Source organism: Enterobacter sp. 3U4, assembly GCF_057224565.1.
The window spans coordinates 3,153,578-3,168,925 of record NZ_CP136665.1; the positions used below are offsets into that span (position 1 = coordinate 3,153,578).

The 15,348-nt window shown below is 55.8% G+C and carries 12 protein-coding genes; 6 read left to right on the top strand and 6 right to left on the bottom strand.

Translation table 11 applies throughout. The features are described 5' to 3' along the window. Positions 1 to 64: 64 nt before the first annotated feature. Both RVY89_RS15165 and RVY89_RS15170 read right to left on the bottom strand, forming a co-directional pair. Positions 65 to 835, bottom strand: a complete 771-nt coding sequence (locus tag RVY89_RS15165; RefSeq protein WP_023310428.1) for an ABC transporter permease — start codon at positions 833 to 835, stop codon at positions 65 to 67. After that, positions 832 to 1,758, bottom strand: a complete 927-nt coding sequence (locus RVY89_RS15170) for an ABC transporter ATP-binding protein (RefSeq protein ID WP_484825771.1) — start codon at positions 1,756 to 1,758, stop codon at positions 832 to 834. The genes RVY89_RS15165 and RVY89_RS15170 overlap by 4 nt, the downstream gene beginning before the upstream one ends. Before the next feature lie 107 nt (positions 1,759 to 1,865). Between RVY89_RS15170 and can the strand changes: the two genes are divergently transcribed. Beyond that, a complete protein-coding gene (can, locus tag RVY89_RS15175) occupies positions 1,866 to 2,528 on the top strand; it encodes a carbonate dehydratase (protein WP_008501947.1) in 663 nt (220 codons plus the stop codon). A gap of 61 nt (positions 2,529 to 2,589) precedes the next feature. Here the strand turns inward: can and hpt are convergent, their stop codons facing one another. Next, complete coding sequence (gene hpt, locus RVY89_RS15180) at positions 2,590 to 3,126, bottom strand: hypoxanthine phosphoribosyltransferase (RefSeq protein ID WP_008501948.1); 537 nt, start codon at positions 3,124 to 3,126, stop codon at positions 2,590 to 2,592. Between the two features lie 208 nt (positions 3,127 to 3,334). Between hpt and RVY89_RS15185 the strand changes: the two genes are divergently transcribed. Next, complete coding sequence (locus tag RVY89_RS15185) at positions 3,335 to 5,725, top strand: glucose/quinate/shikimate family membrane-bound PQQ-dependent dehydrogenase (RefSeq protein WP_484825772.1); 2,391 nt, start codon at positions 3,335 to 3,337, stop codon at positions 5,723 to 5,725. A 135-nt stretch (positions 5,726 to 5,860) separates the two neighbouring features. Here the strand turns inward: RVY89_RS15185 and cueO are convergent, their stop codons facing one another. Then, positions 5,861 to 7,429 carry a multicopper oxidase CueO gene (cueO, locus tag RVY89_RS15190; protein WP_484825773.1) on the bottom strand — a complete coding sequence of 523 codons (1,569 nt, stop codon included), beginning with the start codon at positions 7,427 to 7,429 and terminating at the stop codon, positions 5,861 to 5,863. 145 nt (positions 7,430 to 7,574) lie between these two features. Between cueO and RVY89_RS15195 the strand changes: the two genes are divergently transcribed. The 3 genes from RVY89_RS15195 to speD all read left to right on the top strand — a co-directional run bounded on the left by RVY89_RS15195 (position 7,575) and on the right by speD (position 9,701). Then, entirely contained in the window at positions 7,575 to 7,922 is a 348-nt protein-coding gene (locus RVY89_RS15195; RefSeq protein WP_045327862.1) for a YacC family pilotin-like protein, read from the top strand. Between the two features lie 114 nt (positions 7,923 to 8,036). Beyond that, complete coding sequence (speE, locus tag RVY89_RS15200; protein ID WP_039265690.1) at positions 8,037 to 8,906, top strand: polyamine aminopropyltransferase; 870 nt, start codon at positions 8,037 to 8,039, stop codon at positions 8,904 to 8,906. Further along, positions 8,907 to 9,701, top strand: a complete 795-nt coding sequence (speD, locus tag RVY89_RS15205; protein WP_059347173.1) for an adenosylmethionine decarboxylase — start codon at positions 8,907 to 8,909, stop codon at positions 9,699 to 9,701. 31 nt (positions 9,702 to 9,732) lie between these two features. On the opposite strand, the gene yacL is transcribed toward speD, so the two are convergent. Then, on the bottom strand, positions 9,733 to 10,095 hold the full coding sequence (gene yacL / locus RVY89_RS15210) for a protein YacL (protein ID WP_223562445.1): 363 nt from the start codon (positions 10,093 to 10,095) through the stop codon (positions 9,733 to 9,735). Positions 10,096 to 10,284: 189 nt separating this feature from the next. Then, on the bottom strand, positions 10,285 to 12,882 hold the full coding sequence (gene acnB / locus RVY89_RS15215) for a bifunctional aconitate hydratase 2/2-methylisocitrate dehydratase (protein ID WP_484825774.1): 2,598 nt from the start codon (positions 12,880 to 12,882) through the stop codon (positions 10,285 to 10,287). A gap of 891 nt (positions 12,883 to 13,773) precedes the next feature. On the opposite strand from acnB, the gene RVY89_RS15220 reads away from it, so the two are divergent. Beyond that, a complete protein-coding gene (locus tag RVY89_RS15220) occupies positions 13,774 to 15,342 on the top strand; it encodes a DUF3300 domain-containing protein (protein ID WP_484825775.1) in 1,569 nt (522 codons plus the stop codon). Positions 15,343 to 15,348: the final 6 nt, after the last annotated feature.

Genomic DNA, 15,348 nt, shown 5'->3' on the forward strand with positions numbered 1-15,348 from the left:
TTAGCTTTCGGTGATAACTGTCAAAGAAAAGTGCCCGGCAAACAGAACGTCGCCGGGCAAAAGATTAGCTGCGCAGACCGCGTCCGCGCTGGATCAGCGACCAGCACAGCAGGTAGAAGGCGATGATAAACACCACCAGCACCGCCACCGTGGTAAACAGCGGCACATCGGTGATGCCGAGGAAGCCAAAGCGGAAGCCGCTGATCATGTAGACAATCGGGTTCAGGTGCGACAGCGCCTGCCAGAACGGTGGCAGCAGCGTCAGGGAGTAGAACACCCCGCCGAGATAGGTCAGCGGCGTCAGCACGAAGGTCGGGATCAGGCTGATGTCGTCAAACGTTTTGGCGAACACGGCGTTCAGCAGACCGGCCAGCGAGAACAGGATCGCCGTCAGGAGCAGCGTCAGCGCGACAAACAGCCACGAGTGGACCTGGAACGGCACGAAGAACAGCGAAATCGCCGTGACCAGAATCCCGACGCACAGCCCGCGCGCCACGCCGCCGCCGACATAGCCCGCGATAATGACGTGCGTCGGCACCGGAGCGACCAGCAGCTCTTCAATATTGCGCTGGAACTTGGCGCTGAAGAACGATGACGCCACGTTGGCATAGGCGTTGGTGATCACCGCCATCATAATCAGGCCCGGCACGATAAACTGCATATAGGTAAAGCCGTGCATCTCACCAATCCGGGAACCAATCAGGTTACCGAAGATGATGAAATAGAGCGTCATCGTGATGACCGGCGGCACCAGGGTTTGCACCCAGATGCGCATAAAGCGGTTAATCTCTTTCGCCCAGATGCTTTTCAGCGCGACCCAGTAAAGATGCGTCATGCCTTGTCTCCTTGTTTCTCATGAACCAGAGAGACAAACAGCTCTTCCAGTCGGTTCGCTTTGTTACGCATACTTAAAACCTGAATCCCCTGCGCGCTCAGCTGCGAGAACACGCTGTTAATCCCCTGCTCGCGCAGCACTTCCACTTCCAGCGTCGAGGTATCCACCAGACGATAGTTGTAACCTTCAAGTTTTGGCAGCGCGCTTTTCGCCGCCAGATCGAGAATGAAGGTTTCTGATTTCAGCTTGGAGAGCAAATTCTTCATCGAGGTGTTTTCCACCAGCTCGCCGTGCTGAATGATGCCGATGTTGCGGCACAGCATTTCAGCCTCTTCCAGGTAGTGGGTGGTCAGAATAATGGTAGTGCCTTTGTCGTTGAGATCTTTCAGGAAGCCCCACATGGAACGACGAAGTTCGATATCGACACCCGCAGTCGGCTCATCGAGGATCAGCAGCTTTGGCTCGTGCATCAGCGCGCGGGCAATCATCAGACGGCGCTTCATCCCGCCGGATAACATGCGCGCACGTTCGTTACGCTTTTCCCACAGGTCGAGCTGCTTGAGGTATTTTTCGCTCCGCTCCAGGGCCTCTTTACGCTCAACGCCGTAATAACCCGCCTGGTTAACAACGATCTGCTGCACCGTCTCGAACGGGTTGAAGTTGAATTCCTGCGGCACAAGACCCAGCTGACGCTTGGCGTTCACCACATCTTTTTGCAGGTCGTAACCAAAGACGCTCACCCGGCCGGACGTTTTGTTGACCAGCGAACTGATAATCCCAATGGTGGTCGATTTCCCCGCCCCGTTCGGCCCCAGAAGCGCGTAAAAATCGCCGGCCTCTACTTTAAGATCTATTCCGCGTAGCGCCTGAACGCCACCCGAATAGGTTTTTTTAAGCTGCTCAAGCTCCAGTGCAATTGCCATGAAATTAACTTACCTTCAGTTCTGACACACGTTGTGTGGTTTCATTAAAAGTCGGGTTACCCTATAGTAGCGCAACGCAATAACTCGGTTACAGGTCGCTAACCTCCATGAACAACATAGATACACTCATCAGCAACAATGCACTATGGTCAAAAATGCTGGTGGAGGAAGACCCCGGATTTTTTGGAAAACTCGCGCAGGCTCAGAACCCTCGCTTTCTCTGGATTGGATGTTCCGACAGCCGCGTACCGGCGGAGCGCCTGACCGGCCTTGAACCCGGCGAACTGTTTGTTCACCGCAATGTCGCCAATCTCGTGATTCACACCGATCTCAACTGTCTTTCTGTTGTTCAGTATGCCGTGGACGTTCTGCAAGTCGAGCACATCATCATTTGCGGCCATTATGGCTGCGGCGGCGTGCAGGCGGCGGTTGAAAACACGGAGCTGGGGCTCATTGATAACTGGCTCCTGCACATCCGCGATATCTGGTTCAAACATAGCTCACTGCTGGGCGAAATGCCGCAGGAGCGTCGCATGGATACCCTGTGTGAACTCAACGTGATGGAGCAGGTATATAACCTGGGCCACTCAACGATCATGCAATCGGCGTGGAAACGCGGGCAGAAGGTCTCTATCCACGGCTGGGCCTACGGTATTCACGATGGCCTGCTGCGCAATCTGGAAGTGACCGCCACCAACCGCGAAACGCTGGAGCAGCGTTACCGTTCGGGAATTGCCAACCTTCAGCTTAAGCATGTGAACCATAAATAAAGCCGGGGATGTTCTCCCTCTCCCTGTGGGAGAGGGCCGGGGTGAGGGCATCAGGCCGCAATTACTCGTCCAGCAATACCACTTTCCCAACATACGGCAGATGACGATAACGCTGCGCGTAGTCAATGCCGTAACCGACTACAAACTCGTCCGGGATAGAGAAACCGACAAACTCTACCGGCACCTGCACTTCACGGCGGTCAGGCTTATCCAGCAGGGTGCAAATCGCCAGCGATTTTGGCTCACGCAGGCTCAGGATCTCGCGAACTTTTGACAGCGTGTTGCCGGAGTCAATAATGTCCTCAACGATCAACACATCTTTACCACGAATATCTTCATCCAGATCTTTCAGGATTTTCACATCACGGGTGGTGGACATGCCGCTGCCGTAGCTGGAAGCGGTCATAAAATCGACCTCATGGGGCACATGCACTTCACGGCACAGGTCTGCCATGAACATGAAAGAGCCGCGCAACAGACCGACCAGCACCATTTCGCTGCCGCTGTCCTTGTAATGTTCGGTGATTTGACGACCCAGTTCGGCGATACGCGCTTTGATCTCGGCTTCCGGGATCATCACTTCAACAGTATGTTTCATATTACTAACCAAATGATTTTAATGAAAATCTCTCAATACGGATGAGTTAATATCCAGCACTGATACGCAAGCCAGCCATTATATCAGCAAATGGATAACCCTGGCGTATGAGTTATAAAAAGCAAATATTGTGATTCCGATCACACTTGTTAATACCTATAATTAGTTGCTAGCAAATTATTAACAAAAACTGACGAGTACACTTTCTATGGCTGAAACAAACTCTAAACAGCCGCGTCTACTGGTGACATTAACAGCAGCGTTCGCAGCCTTCTGCGCGCTGTATCTGTTAATCGGTGGCGTCTGGCTGGTCGCGTTAGGCGGCTCCTGGTACTACCCGATTGCAGGTCTGGTTATGGTTGCCGTAACCGTCCTGCTGTTGCGTAGAAAACAATCTGCACTGTGGCTGTATGCCGCACTCCTTCTTGCCACCATGATCTGGGGCGTCTGGGAAGTCGGCTTTGACTTCTGGGCACTGACGCCGCGCAGCGACATCCTGGTCTTCTTTGGCATCTGGCTGATCCTGCCGTTCGTGTGGCGACGCCTGATTGTGCCTTCCAGCGGTGCGGTGGCGGGCCTGGTTGTTGCCCTGCTGATTACCGGCGGTATTCTGACCTGGGCCGGCTTTAACGACCCGCAGGAGATCAACGGTACGCTGAACGCGGAATCCACGCCTGCTGCGGCTATCTCGCAGGTGGCTGACGGTGACTGGCCTGCATATGGTCGTAACCAGGAAGGTCAACGCTACTCTCCGCTGAAGCAGATCAACTCGGATAACGTTAAGAACCTGAAAGAAGCCTGGGTATTTCGTACCGGCGACCTGAAGATGCCGAACGATCCGGGTGAACTGACCAACGAAGTCACGCCGATTAAAGTCGGCAATATGCTCTACCTGTGTACGGCGCACCAGCGTCTGTTCGCGCTCGACGCGGCCACCGGTAAAGAGAAATGGCACTTCGATCCGCAGCTGAATTCCAACCCGTCCTTCCAGCACGTGACCTGCCGTGGCGTCTCTTACCACGAAGCGCGCGCCGATAATGCGAGCCCGGAAGTGGTTGCCGACTGTCCTCGCCGCATCATGCTGCCGGTCAACGATGGCCGTCTGTTCGCCATAAATGCCGAAACGGGTAAGCTGTGCGAAACCTTTGCCAACAAAGGTATCCTGAACCTGCAGACCAACATGCCGGACACCACGCCGGGTCTGTATGAGCCAACCTCGCCGCCAATCATCACCGATAAAACGATCGTGATTGCCGGTTCGGTAACGGATAACTTCTCCACGCGTGAAACCTCCGGCGTTATCCGCGGTTTCGACGTGAATACCGGTAAGCTGCTGTGGGCCTTCGACCCGGGCGCGAAAGATCCAAACGCGATCCCGTCGGATGAACACACCTTTACCTTTAACTCGCCAAACTCCTGGGCACCAGCCGCGTATGACGCGAAGCTGGACCTGGTCTACCTGCCAATGGGTGTAACCACGCCAGATATCTGGGGCGGTAACCGCACGCCGGAGCAGGAGCGTTATGCGAGTGCTATCGTGGCGCTGAACGCGACCACCGGCAAGCTGGCATGGAGCTACCAGACCGTTCACCACGATCTGTGGGATATGGATATGCCGTCCCAGCCGACGCTGGCGGACATTACCGTTGATGGCAAAACCGTTCCGGTGATTTACGCCCCGGCGAAAACCGGCAACATCTTCGTGCTGGATCGCAGCAACGGCAAGCTGGTTGTACCTGCACCGGAAAAACCGGTTCCGCAGGGCGCGGCGAAAGGCGATTACGTCAGCAAAACCCAGCCGTTCTCTGACCTGAGCTTCCGTCCGAAGAAAGACCTCAGCGGGGCAGACATGTGGGGCGCCACGATGTTTGACCAGCTGGTGTGCCGCGTGATGTTCCACCAGCTGCGCTATGAAGGCATCTTCACGCCGCCGTCTGAGCAGGGCACGCTGGTCTTCCCGGGTAACCTGGGGATGTTCGAGTGGGGCGGGATCTCCGTTGACCCTAACCGTCAGGTGGCGATCGCCAACCCAATGGCGCTGCCGTTCGTTTCCCGTCTGATCCCACGCGGTCCGGGCAACCCAATGGAACAGCCGAAAGACGCGAAAGGCAGCGGTACCGAAGCCGGCATTCAGCCGCAGTACGGCGTGCCGTTTGGCGTAACGCTGAACCCGTTCCTGTCGCCGTTTGGTCTGCCGTGTAAACAGCCTGCCTGGGGTTACATCTCTGGTCTGGACCTGAAAACTAACCAGATCGTGTGGAAAAAACGTATTGGTACGCCACAGGACAGCATGCCGTTCCCGATGCCGGTTCCGGTGCCGTTCAATATGGGTATGCCAATGCTGGGTGGCCCAATTTCAACCGCCGGTAACGTGCTGTTCATCGCGGCAACCGCAGATAACTACCTGCGCGCGTACAACATGACCAACGGTGAAAAACTGTGGCAAGGCCGACTGCCAGCGGGTGGACAAGCCACGCCGATGACCTATGAAGTGAATGGCAAGCAGTACGTTGTCATTTCCGCGGGCGGTCACGGTTCGTTTGGCACGAAGATGGGCGACTATATTGTCGCGTATGCACTGCCGGATGAAAATAAGTAACTGAAAAGCCGGGTGGCGGCTACGCCTTACCCGGCCTACGGAAAGATGCAAAACGGCAACTTCGGTTGCCGTTTTTGTGTTTGTTCCCTCTCCCTGTGGGAGAGGGTCAGGGTGAGGGCATCAGGCCGCACTGTTTTAAACAGTGAACCCGAGCATCATCCCCGTATCTTCATGCTCCAGCAGGTGGCAGTGCGCCATATAGGCAAACTCCTTCGGCGCATCGTGGTCAAACTTCACCAGCACCTCGCTAACGCCGCCTTCCACCTTCACCGTATCCTTCCAGCCCGCGCGATGCGCGTCCGGCGCCTTACCGTTCTCAGAAAGAATGCGGAACTGGGTGCCGTGGATATGGAACGGATGCAGCATCATGTCCCCTTCGCCTGAAATCACCCAGCGCTCAAACTGGCCCTTAGTCGCTGCAAACATCGGCGTGTTCATGTCGAACGCTTTACCGTTGATCATATTGGCGTTGTGGAAATCAAAGCCGTGGTCGCCGTGATTCATGTTCCCCATTCCGCCCATTTTGCCGTGGTCCATGTTCATATGGCCCATCATTTGCCCGTGGTGCATCCCCACCATCGCCTTATCGCCATATTTCGCCATCAGCGCCTGCATCCCCATCATATCGAGCATCGGGTTCATGGAGAGCTGCAGCTTGCGCTGCGTAAGCCCCTCAAGCGACGGGAGGGCTGGCAGCGTGGTTAACGTATCAGGCAGCGTGCCGGAAGCGGTCACCAGCAACGGCTGGATACGCAACACCGGATGCGGCTTGTCAAACGGTGCGACCGCCATCCCCATCTGGCTCACCGGCAGGGTCACGAGATCAAACGGCTTGCCGTCGCTGATATCCACCAGCACCTCAAAGCGTTCGCCCATGAGCATCGGCAGCTCGCTCACCTTCACCGGCTCCGGCAGCAGGCCGCCGTCGCTGGCGACCACGTACAGCGGACGCTTATCGCTGGTGGCGAAATTGAGCGAGCGCGCGTTACAGCCGTTGAGCAGGCGCAGGCGCAGCCAGCCCTTCGGCGCGGCGTGCTGAGGGTAAATAGCGCCGTTGGTCAGCAGCGTGTCGCCAAACCAGCCTACCGCCGCGCTCATCACGTCCAGCTGGTAGTCAATTTGCCCCTCAGCGGTAAATCTTTTGTCCTGCACAATCACCGGCACATCGTCGATGCCCCACTGTTTCGGCAGGCGCAGCAGGCGGCTTTCGTCGTCTTCAATCAGCACCAGTCCCGCCAGCCCCATCGCCACCTGATGGCCCGTTTTGCCATGCTGATGCGGATGGAACCAGCAGGTCGCCGCGCGCTGGTCGGGCGTAAAGGTGACGCTGCGCGAGCCGCCCGCTTTGATAATGCCCTGCGGCCCGCCGTCAACCTCGCCCGGCACTTCCAGTCCGTGCCAGTGCAGCGTCGTCTCTTCAGCAAGCGTATTGTGGATATCCACCGTCACCGCCTTCCCTTTGCGCAGCTGCAGCGCCGGGCCGAGCAAATTGCCGTTATAGCCCCAGGTTGTCGCGTTGTGCGCTCCGAAAAGCGTGCTGCCGGACTGAACAACAAGCTTGATACGGCTACGGGCATCCGCGGTCAGCAAGTCAGGGATGGGTAAGGCAGGCCTGTCAGCCGCGAAAGCAGCGCGGCTCCAGAGGGGCAATGCGCTGGCAGCACCCAGCGCCACGGAATATTTTAAAAAATCACGACGTTGCATGTTCATTTCCTTATTTCCAGCAGGCGATCTTTTGAGCATAAACCCTCCCCTTACCGGAAGGTCAAGTAAAGCGGCAATAATAAAGATCGTCGCACTGGCATCAAGTATGCTAACGTTAATTTTCCGTGAAGAAGTGGTAGAAGCAATGAAGACGTTTTTCAGGACAATTTTGTTCGGTAGCCTGATGGCAATGTGTGCGAACAGCTATGCGCTAAGTGAAAATGAAGCGGAAGATATGGCCGATTTAACGGCGGTTTTTGTATTCCTGAAAAATGATTGTGGCTACCAGAATTTACCCAACGGGCAAATTCGCCGCGCTCTGGTCTTTTTTGCCCAGCAGAACCAGTGGGATCTCAGCAACTACGACAGCTTCGACATGAAGGCGCTCGGCGAAGACAGCTACCGTGACCTAAGCGGTATTGGCATTCCCACTTCTAAAAAATGCAAAGCGCTGGCTCGCGACTCGCTCAGCCTGCTCGCCTACGTCAAATAACCTTCCCGACGCCCCCTGTTGAACCTCTGGCCGTGCAACCGCGGTTAGAGTTAGCTATCATGTTTCGCTCATTTTTTGTGAGCGTAATGGATGTTTACACAGGAGGAGTTCGCTATGGCCGACCACACGTTGTGGCATGAAACACTGCATGACCAGTTTGGTCAGTACTTTGCCGTTGATAACGTGCTCTATCATGAGAAAACCGATCACCAGGATTTGATCATCTTCGAGAATGCCGCCTTTGGCCGCGTCATGGCGCTGGACGGCGTAGTGCAAACGACCGAGCGAGATGAGTTTATCTATCATGAGATGATGACCCACGTCCCGCTGCTGGCGCACGGGCACGCAAAGCATGTCCTGATTATCGGCGGTGGCGACGGCGCAATGCTGCGTGAAGTTTCCCGCCATCGTTCCATTGAAACCATCACTATGGTGGAAATCGATGCGGGGGTCGTCTCTTTCTGCCGCCAGTACCTGCCCAACCACAATGCCGGCAGCTATGACGATCCGCGCTTTAGCCTGGTGATTGACGACGGGGTTAACTTCGTTAATCAGACCTCACAGACCTTTGACGTGATCATCTCCGACTGCACCGATCCTATCGGCCCCGGCGCGTCGCTGTTTACCTCCTCGTTCTACGAAGGCTGCAAGCGCTGCCTGAACCCGGGCGGGATCTTCGTCGCACAGAATGGCGTCTGCTTCCTGCAGCAGGATGAAGCGCTGGATAGCCACCGTAAGCTGAGCACCTATTTCGAGGATGTCAGCTTCTATCAGGCGGCAATTCCAACCTACTACGGCGGGATCATGACCTTTGCCTGGGCGACGGATAACGACGTCTTACGTCATCTCTCCACCGAAATTATTCAGGCCCGCTTCCATCAGGCCGGTCTTCAGTGCCGATACTACAATCCGGCTATTCACACCGCAGCGTTTGCTCTGCCGCAGTACCTGCAAGACGCATTATCCACTAAGGGGGTGAGCTAATTGAAAAAGCTTAAACTGCATGGCTTTAACAACCTGACGAAAAGCCTGAGTTTTTGTATTTACGATATCTGCTATGCCAAAACAGCGGAAGAACGCGATGGTTACATCGCCTATATCGACGAACTCTACAACGCCAACCGTCTGACCGAGATCCTGTCAGAAACCTGTTCCATTATCGGCGCCAACATCCTGAACATCGCCCGACAGGATTATGAACCCCAGGGCGCCAGCGTGACCATTCTGGTCAGCGAAGAGCCGGTCGACCCGAAGCTTATCGACAAAACTGAACATCCGGGCCCGCTGCCGGAAGTGGTTGTTGCCCACCTTGATAAAAGCCATATCTGCGTCCATACCTACCCGGAGAGTCACCCGGAAGGTGGGCTGTGTACGTTCCGCGCCGATATCGAAGTGTCGACCTGCGGCGTGATTTCCCCGCTGAACGCGCTGAACTATTTAATTCACCAGCTGGAATCGGACATCGTCACCATTGATTATCGCGTGCGTGGTTTTACCCGTGATATCAACGGCATGAAGCACTTTATCGACCACGAGATCAACTCTATCCAGAACTTTATGTCCGAGGACATGAAGTCGCTGTACGACATGATGGACGTGAACGTGTACCAGGAAAACATCTTCCATACCAAGATGTTACTTAAGGAGTTCGACCTTAAGCACTATATGTTCCACACTAAGCCGGAAGATTTGAGCGAAGAAGAGCGTAAGGCGATTACCGACCTGCTCTGGAAAGAGATGCGCGAGATCTACTACGGCCGCAATATTCCGACCGTGTAAAAGTAAACCGGAGCAGGGATGCTCCGGTCTGTTATTTCTGTTTCATGAAGTCGCGGTAGGCATTTACCACCTGAAGGAAATCCTCTACGCCGCACAGCGACAGGCTTTCTTCGTCATAGTAGCTCATCCCCTCTTCCATCTCGTCACCTGAAAACTCGAGCTGGTTGGCACGCACCATGACCTCTTCACCATCCATCCACAGCGTATATTCATGCCCGGCGCGCTGCCAGGATCGTTCACTGCCTTTCACCGTATTTGCCGCCTGTTCAACCTCATCAAGAAGGGCGAGATTTTCTTTCACCTCTTCGTTAAACCAGTGTCCAACGGCTTCGTGGCCCATCGACATACGCACTTTCACCACTCCGGTGATGTCGCGCAGAAATTCGTAATCCATAGTGTTTTCCTCTGCAAAGCCATTAGGGTAATTATCGCAGCAGAGAGGAAGAAAAAAAGCGTGAGAGGTGGGAGGAATGAAAATAAAAAGGTGAGAGCAAGACCCTGCGGCCTGATGCCCTCACCCCGTTCCTCTCCCACGGAGAGGGTGCAAACACTAAAAACCGTCTCGTGGAGACGGTTTTGCTGTTTATACTGCCGTCTGGAAGATAACCCCGTCGGCCTTCTCGGTGTACTGAGAGAGCTGGTCGAAGTTCAGATAGCGATAGGTATCCACCGCGGTCTTATCAACCTGAGCCACGAAGGTCTGGTACTCTTCCGGCGTTGGCAGTTTGCCAATCAGCGCCGCAACCGCCGCCAGCTCAGCAGAAGCCAGGAAGACGTTCGCACCGGTACCTAAACGGTTCGGGAAGTTACGGGTCGATGTAGAAACCACCGTCGCACCGTCGGCGACGCGCGCCTGGTTGCCCATACACAGGGAACAGCCAGGAATTTCAATACGCGCCCCGCTCTTACCAAACACGCTGTAGTAACCCTCTTCGGTCAGCTGAGCCGCGTCCATACGGGTTGGCGGCGCCACCCACAGACGGGTTGGCAGCTGGCCTTTGTGGGTATCCAGCAGCTTACCGGCAGCACGGAAGTGACCGATGTTGGTCATACAGGATCCGATGAACACTTCGTCGATCTTCTCGCCCTGAACCTCAGACAGCGGACGCGCGTCGTCCGGATCGTTCGGTGCACACAGGATTGGCTCTTTGATATCCGCCAGATCGATGTCGATCACCGCCGCGTACTCTGCGTCAGCATCGGCTTCCAGCAGCTGCGGATCGGCCAGCCATTTTTCCATGCCCTGGATACGACGCTCCAGCGTACGACGGTCGCCGTAGCCTTCTGCAATCATCCACTTCAGCAGCACGATGTTCGAGTTCAGATACTCAACAATCGGCTCTTTGTTCAGCTTGATGGTACAGCCCGCAGCTGAACGCTCGGCGGAGGCATCGGTCAGCTCGAACGCCTGCTCCACTTTCAGATCCGGCAGACCTTCAATTTCCAGGATACGGCCAGAGAAGATGTTTTTCTTGCCTTTCTTCTCAACGGTCAGCAGGCCCTGTTTAATCGCATACAGCGGGATCGCGTGAACCAGGTCGCGCAGGGTGATACCCGGCTGCATTTTACCTTTGAAGCGCACCAGCACCGATTCCGGCATATCCAGAGGCATTACGCCGGTCGCAGCAGCAAACGCCACCAGACCGGAACCCGCCGGGAAGGAGATACCGATTGGGAAACGGGTATGGGAGTCACCGCCGGTACCCACGGTATCCGGCAGCAGCATGCGGTTCAGCCAGGAGTGGATTACGCCGTCGCCCGGACGCAGGGAAACGCCGCCGCGGTTCATGATGAAGTCTGGCAGCGTGTGGTGCGTGGTCACGTCAACCGGCTTCGGATAGGCCGCAGTGTGGCAGAAGGACTGCATCACCAGGTCAGAAGAGAAGCCCAGGCACGCCAGGTCTTTCAGTTCGTCACGGGTCATTGGGCCAGTGGTGTCCTGAGAACCTACGGAGGTCATCTTCGGCTCGCAGTATGCGCCCGGGCGAACACCGGCGACGCCACAGGCGCGACCGACCATTTTCTGTGCCAGAGAGTAACCGCGATTGCTTTCCGCCACGTCTTTCGCCTGACGGAATACATCACTGTGCGGCAGACCCAGCGCTTCACGCGCTTTGGTGGTCAGGCCACGGCCGATGATCAGCGGAATACGGCCACCGGCGCGCACTTCGTCGATCAGCACGTCGGTTTTCAGCTCAAAGCTCGCCAGCAGCTCGTTGGTTTCGTGGTTACGCACTTCACCTTTGTACGGGTAAACGTCAATCACGTCGCCCATGTTCAGGTTAGAAACATCCACTTCGATCGGCAGTGCGCCCGCATCTTCCATGGTGTTGAAGAAGATCGGTGCAATTTTACCGCCGAGGCACAGGCCGCCGCCGCGTTTGTTCGGCACATGCGGGATGTCGTCACCCATGAACCACAGCACGGAGTTGGTGGCGGACTTACGGGAAGAACCGGTACCCACAACGTCACCCACGTAGGCCAGCGGGAACCCTTTTTTCTGCAGGGCTTCGATCTGTTTGATCGGGCCAACGCTGCCAGGCTGATCCGGCTCAATGCCTTCACGGGCGTTTTTCAGCATTGCCAGGGCGTGCAGAGGAATATCCGGGCGAGACCACGCGTCCGGTGCCGGAGAGAGGTCATCGGTGTTGGTTTCACCGGTCACTTTAAAGACGGTAACGGTGATTTTTTCAGCCAGCGCAGGACGGTTCAGGAACCATTCGGCATCAGCCCAGGACTGCATCACCTGCTTCGCATAGACGTTGCCTGCTTTGGCTTTTTCTTCTACGTCGTAGAAGTTATCGAACATCAGCAGCGTGGAAGAGAGCGCTTTAGCGGCAATCGGTGCCAGCTTGTCGTTATCCAGCGCGTCAATCAGCGGATGTATGTTGTAACCACCCTGCATGGTGCCGAGCAGTTCAATGGCTTTTTCAGGAGTAACCAGTGGGGAGGTGGCTTCGCCTTTGGCGATAGCAGCAAGGAATCCGGCTTTTACGTAGGCAGCTTCATCTACGCCAGGCGGTACGCGGTTGATCAGCAGATCTAACAGGAATTCTTCTTCGCCCTTAGGCGGGTTCTTCAGCAGCTCGACGAGCGCGGCCATTTGGGTTGCATCTAAAGGTTTGGGTACAATTCCCTCGGCGGCACGTTCTGCTACGTGCTTACGGTATTCTTCTAGCACGACGGTTCTCCTCGCTCTCATTGTCATATGCGGCGGGCGTTCTCTTCACGCTCCTGTGAGACAGCAGTTTGTAGGGTAAATGCCCGATACCGCGTCGGGCAGCATAGCAGGATTTCTGCACAGTGTTAATCCGTTTACAAAAAAGCAACATTAAAAAATTTGCTGAATCGTTAAGCATGGTGTAGCGGGGAGACAAGACGAATTTTGGGTACAAAAAAACCGCCTGATAGCGGTTTATTTGTTGCCTTGCGATGGTAGCACACCGTGTTGGCAGATTTGCGGCAACCCCAACGCAATGAATTTTGCATCACGCCCCGCTGGCTTGCAAGCCATTATGTCAATTTTGCGTAGCGCCTTCCTGTTTCGAATGAAAATTCGTTTCACTTCATTTTTCGCCTTCAGAATGACTACTGAGGCGATTACTCTTCCTCTCGGCCTGCTTCGCTGGTGTAGCAACCAGTCACCGGGCCCGGGAGCAGTTCCGTAACCTACGCGGCAATCCCAACTTGCCTGGTTCTGCCTTTCCCGGTGAAGAATGAACCCGCGTAGCCTTTACAGGAACGCACGCAATGGAGATGCGAATCACTGCGCTGATCGTTGTGACCGGTTTACTGCTAACCGCGCTGCACGGTGGCTGGAACATATCCGACATCACGGTGCTGTTTGTCGTCAACCTCGGCAACTAGCTGCTGGCCGCTCGTAAGAGCGGCCTTCTGAATTCCCTTCGGTTTTTCCCGCATCGCATATAATTGTGTAATAAATACTCACAATCTTTATCCGGACGTACCGGACGCTTCCCAATAAAAGTCAAAACAGTAAAAGACGGGTGAATAATACTCACGCCAACCGTAACGCCTCACGGCACAGCGCTTGTCTCGTTGGAGTCATTTTATGAAGTTGCCCTTTAAGCCACATCTGCTCGTCCTTCTGTGCAGTGCCGGGCTGCTTGCCGCCTCAGGCGTCATGTTTGTCAAAAGTCGTGCAACGGAACCCGTTGCGCCGGCCCCCGTCGCACAACAACCAGCGGCACCGGCAGCACCGGTAGCAGCAACGCCCGCCCCTGTCGCCGCACCAACCTATACTGCCGCGCAAATCGATCAGTGGGTTGCCCCCATCGCGCTCTACCCGGATGCCCTGCTGTCGCAAATCCTGATGGCCTCGACTTACCCGGCCAACGTGATCCAGGCGGCGCAGTGGTCAAAAGACAACCCTAAAATGGAAGGGGACGCCGCCATTCAGGCCGTTGCCAGCCAGCCCTGGGATCCCAGCGTAAAATCGCTGGTCGCGTTTCCTCAGCTCATGTCCCTGATGGGTGAAAACCCGCCGTGGGTACAAAATCTGGGCGATGCGTTTCTCGCGCAGCCGAAGGACGTAATGGATTCCGTTCAACGCCTGCGCGCGCTGGCACAGAAGACAGGCGCTTTACAATCCACGCCTCAGCAGACGGTCACTACCGTGACAAAACCGGCACCAGCCAAAACCAGCACCACCGAGGCAACGACGACAACCACAACTACGTCTGCGCCCGCGCCAACGGTAATCAAAATTGAATCTGCCGATCCGCAGGTTGTGTACGTCCCCACCTATAACCCCAATACGGTTTACGGGACCTGGCCCAACACCGCCTATCCGCCCACCTACCTCCCGCCTACACCCGGGGAGCAGTTTGGCAACAGCTTCGTCAACGGCTTAGGCTTCAGCCTGGGTGTCGCCACAACCTATGCCATTTTCAGCAACATCGACTGGGATGACGACGATGACTGGGACCACCATCATGACGGCGACTGGGATAATCATGGCGGCTATAACCGCAACGGTGACAACAATATCAATATCAACGTTGAGAACTTCAATAAAATCAGCGGACAGCGTCTGACGGACGCCAACCGTACCTGGCAGCATAACCCGGCCTATCGTGAAGGCGTGCCCTATCCGACTAACCAGCTCAACAACCGTTTCCACTCCACCAGCACGGCTACCGGGCTAAGCTCAACGCAGCAAAAACCGGTTAACCGGGACAGCCAGCGTCAGGCTGCCCTGAGCCAGATGGAAAAGTCCACGGGTAAAACCTTCCCCCAAACGGCACGTCCCGGCACGAAAGATGTGCAGCGTCAGGCCTCAAGTGAACAGCTGAAGCAGATTTCCCAGCGCAATAATTACCGTGGCTACGACACCAAACCGCAGACGACGAAGCGCTCCACCACGCAGCAGCGTGAAAATCGGCAGACCACCGCGCAGAGGCAAGAGAAACGGGTTTCACAGCCCGCACAGCAGCGCTCTCTCCAGCAGCGAAACAGCCAGCCCCGGGCCAATGCGCTGAGCGGCAACGACAGCCGCTCGGCGAACTGGCAGGCGCAGCAGCAGCGCGGTGCGCAAAGCAGGCAGCTTGCGGCTCGCCAGCAGCAGCCGCGTCAGGCGTCTGGTGGACGCGCTGAACGCCGTGAAATTCGACATCGCTAAGGGAAC

Coding starts and splice junctions, on each gene's coding strand:
- RVY89_RS15165 (WP_023310428.1), bottom strand. CDS start 835: ATGACGCATCTTTACTGGGTCGCGCTGAAAAGCATCTGGGCGAAAGAG.
- RVY89_RS15170 (WP_484825771.1), bottom strand. CDS start 1,758: ATGGCAATTGCACTGGAGCTTGAGCAGCTTAAAAAAACCTATTCGGGT.
- can (WP_008501947.1), top strand. CDS start 1,866: ATGAACAACATAGATACACTCATCAGCAACAATGCACTATGGTCAAAA.
- hpt (WP_008501948.1), bottom strand. CDS start 3,126: ATGAAACATACTGTTGAAGTGATGATCCCGGAAGCCGAGATCAAAGCG.
- RVY89_RS15185 (WP_484825772.1), top strand. CDS start 3,335: ATGGCTGAAACAAACTCTAAACAGCCGCGTCTACTGGTGACATTAACA.
- cueO (WP_484825773.1), bottom strand. CDS start 7,429: ATGCAACGTCGTGATTTTTTAAAATATTCCGTGGCGCTGGGTGCTGCC.
- RVY89_RS15195 (WP_045327862.1), top strand. CDS start 7,575: ATGAAGACGTTTTTCAGGACAATTTTGTTCGGTAGCCTGATGGCAATG.
- speE (WP_039265690.1), top strand. CDS start 8,037: ATGGCCGACCACACGTTGTGGCATGAAACACTGCATGACCAGTTTGGT.
- yacL (WP_223562445.1), bottom strand. CDS start 10,095: ATGGATTACGAATTTCTGCGCGACATCACCGGAGTGGTGAAAGTGCGT.
- RVY89_RS15220 (WP_484825775.1), top strand. CDS start 13,774: ATGAAGTTGCCCTTTAAGCCACATCTGCTCGTCCTTCTGTGCAGTGCC.